Origin of the sequence: Grimontia marina, from assembly GCF_900060185.1 — a bacterium.
GTDB classification, from domain to species: domain Bacteria; phylum Pseudomonadota; class Gammaproteobacteria; order Enterobacterales; family Vibrionaceae; genus Enterovibrio; species Enterovibrio marinus.
Genome location: NZ_FIZY01000132.1, coordinates 1 through 2,324 on the forward strand (window position 1 = coordinate 1; position 2,324 = coordinate 2,324).

At 53.7% G+C, this 2,324-nt stretch carries 2 protein-coding genes; both read left to right on the plus strand.

The window, feature by feature from the left end; translation table 11 throughout:
• Positions 1 to 11: 11 nt before the first annotated feature.
• The gene (istA, locus tag GMA8713_RS25400) at positions 12 to 1,544 is read left to right on the plus strand and encodes an IS21 family transposase (RefSeq protein WP_062715440.1); all 1,533 of its coding nucleotides are present in this window, start codon (positions 12 to 14) and stop codon (positions 1,542 to 1,544) included.
• Positions 1,545 to 1,553: 9 nt separating this feature from the next.
• Positions 1,554 to 2,294 (plus strand): IS21-like element helper ATPase IstB, encoded by a 741-nt coding sequence (gene istB, locus GMA8713_RS25405; RefSeq protein ID WP_062715438.1) that lies wholly within the window; start codon positions 1,554 to 1,556, stop codon positions 2,292 to 2,294.
• Positions 2,295 to 2,324: the final 30 nt, after the last annotated feature.

Below are 2,324 nucleotides of genomic sequence, written 5' to 3' on the forward strand. Positions count from 1 at the left end.
AGGACGCGGCAATGGCAAAAAAGAGAACCCCTATGAACAAAATCAAAGAGGTGTTACGCCTCAAATTCGACTGCGGCCTGTCGCATCGCAACATCGCGCTCTGCCTCAATCTTGGTGTTGCCACCGTCTCTGAACTGGTTATCCGCTTTAAACAAAGCCAACTGGGCTGGCCGCTTCCCGAAGGGGTCAGTGACACGGCTCTGGCCCAGACGCTCTACCATCCCAAGTCCGCCCATCGTAGTAAGGTCATGCCTGACTTCGCCCAATGCTTTATCGAACTCAAACGCAAAGGGATGACCAAGATGCTGCTCTGGCAGGAATACCATGAGCAATATCAGGCGCAGGCTTATGCCTATACCCAGTTCTGTGAGCACTACACCCGCTGGCTGAAACAACAAAAACGCAGCATGCGCCAGATACATATTGCTGGTGACAAACTCTTTATTGATTACTGTGGCCCCAAGCTTCATGTGGTCAACCCCGATACTGGGGAGGTGCGCGAGGCTGAAGTGTTCGTCGCGACACTCGGCGCTTCCAACTACACCTATGTCGAAGCCTTCCCCAGTCAGGAGAAGGCCCATTGGCTGGAAGCCCATGCTAATGCCTTCGAACACTTCGGTGGTGTGCCGCACCTTCTGGTGCCCGACAACCTGCGCAGTGCGGTGAAAAAAGCTGACCGCTATGAACCCAGGTTGAATGACAGTTACCAGAAGCTGGCTAATCATTATCAAACCGCCGTGATGCCCGCCCGTCCCTATAAACCCAAAGATAAAGCCAAAGCAGAAAACGCAGTATTGCTGGTCGAGCGCTGGATAATGATGCGGCTGCGCCATCAGACCTTCCACACCTTCAAGGAACTCAACCTGGCTATCCGTGAGTTGATGGATGCCCTGAACCAACGTCCCATGAAGCAGATAGGGACAAGCCGCAAAAACCTGTTCGACACCCTTGATAAGCCCGCCCTGAAACCCTTGCCACGCCAACGGTATCTGTATACCGAAACCAAGCGCGCCAAAGTCGGCCCTGATTACCACATTGAATACCACCGCCACTATTACTCCGTCCCTCATCAACTGGTGGGACAGCATGTGGAATTGGAAGCCTCGAGTCGACTGGTGCAAATCTATCATCAGGGCAACCTGGTGACGCAGCATCCGCGCAGTCAGCGTGAGCGGGCAAGCAGCACCCATGCTGAGCATATGCCCACGAACCATCAACATCAGACATGGTCACCTGGTCGCTTGCTTGGCTGGGGAGCCAACATCGGCCCGGCCACACGGGAAGTGGTCAACTGTCTGCTGAACGCCAAACCACACCCAGAGCAGGCATACCGCTCATGCCTTGGGTTGTTGAACCTGAGCAAGAAGTATGGAGAAACCCGGCTCGAGCAGGCCTGCAAAGATGCCCTGATACTGAGCAAACCTTATTACACCTTCATCAGTAACCTGCTCACCAACAAGCGGGAAGGCCAGTTAAGTCAGGATACCCAGACCACCCCGAACCTTATGCACAGCAATGTGCGTGGCCCCAACAGCTACCACTAGGAATCAACAATGAATGCCCTGAATAACCAACTGAAAGCCCTGCGCTTAAGCCATGCTGTTCGTGCGCTTGAGCAACAACAGGAGCAACTGACCACCTATGCTGAGCTGACCTTCGAAGAGCGTCTGAGCTTGCTGCTGGAAGCGGAGTTATTAAGCCGCAACCAGACCAAAATCGCCCGGCTCAAAAGGCAGGCAAAGCTGAGAGTAGATGCACAGCCGAGCCAGCTTATTTACCAGGAAGGAAGAAACTTGAACCGCAAACAGATGGGAGAGCTCCTGACAGGCAGTTACCTGCATAAGCACCAGAACATCTTAATCACCGGCCCCACGGGGGCTGGGAAAACCTACCTGGCTTGCGCTCTAGCCACGAGCGCCTGTGACTTACAGCAACCAGTGCGGTATTACCGTCTGAGTCGTTTACTGGATGACCTGACGGCCGGTCGTCTGGATGGGAGCTATCAAAAGCAGCTTCATGCTCTGTCCCGTAAAGCCCTACTGGTTCTGGATGATTGGGGAATGGAAACGCTGACGCAAGACCACGCCGGTCACCTGTTGGAAGTGTTGGAAGACCGCTATCAGGCCAGCAGCACCATCGTTATCAGTCAGCTACCCGTGAAGGAATGGTACAACATGATCGGCAACGCCACGGTAGCAGATGCTTTATTAGACAGGCTGGTCCACAACAGCCACCGCATAGAGCTGGGCGGAGAATCTATGAGAAAACTGGTGCAATCCGATCACTTAGCGTAAAAATAGGAAGAGAGAAAAACGGCAGGATCA

Excerpts from the sequence above, each read along its gene's own strand:
- istB (WP_062715438.1), top strand. The coding sequence starts at position 1,554 with ATGAATGCCCTGAATAACCAACTGAAAGCCCTGCGCTTAAGCCATGCT.
- istA (WP_062715440.1), top strand. The coding sequence starts at position 12 with ATGGCAAAAAAGAGAACCCCTATGAACAAAATCAAAGAGGTGTTACGC.